This is a genomic window from Streptomyces millisiae, assembly GCF_031845425.1.
Lineage (GTDB): Bacteria > Actinomycetota > Actinomycetes > Streptomycetales > Streptomycetaceae > Streptomyces > Streptomyces millisiae.
The window spans coordinates 1-420 of the sequence record NZ_JAVREM010000370.1 but is presented as its reverse complement, the minus strand read 5'-3'; the positions used below and the strand labels follow the sequence as shown (position 1 = coordinate 420).

The 420-nt window shown below is 65.5% G+C and carries 1 protein-coding gene; it reads left to right on the top strand.

The annotated features are described in order from the left end of the window. Nucleotides 1-420: TetR/AcrR family transcriptional regulator C-terminal domain-containing protein (locus RNC47_RS37130; protein WP_311605282.1), on the top strand; the 420-nt coding region annotated here is incomplete at both ends.

Below are 420 nucleotides of genomic sequence, written 5' to 3'. Positions count from 1 at the left end.
GACTGGGCGGCTGAATTACGCAAGCTCGGACACGACTTTCGCGATCTGGCTCATGCCCACCCCAACGTGGTGCCATTGTTGGTCACCCGCCCGCTGGCGACACCACTCGGGATGCGCCCGCCAGGAATCCTGCGGCACCTCGAACAGGTCCTCGCGCTGCTCATAGGGGCCGGGTTCACCGGGGCAGACGCGCTACACGTCGACCGCGCGTTGTTCGGGGTCCTGTACGGCCATGTGTTGACCGAACTGCAGGAGATCGTCGAACGCCCCGAGGAAACGGATCACGTGTTGCGGCTAGGGCTACACCGTTTGCCGATCGACCAATTCCCGCGCCTCCGTGACCTCGCGCCAACCTGGGCCGCCTACGACGGGCTGGCGGAGCTCGATCGCGGACTCGACATTCTGCTCAGCGGACTGGTC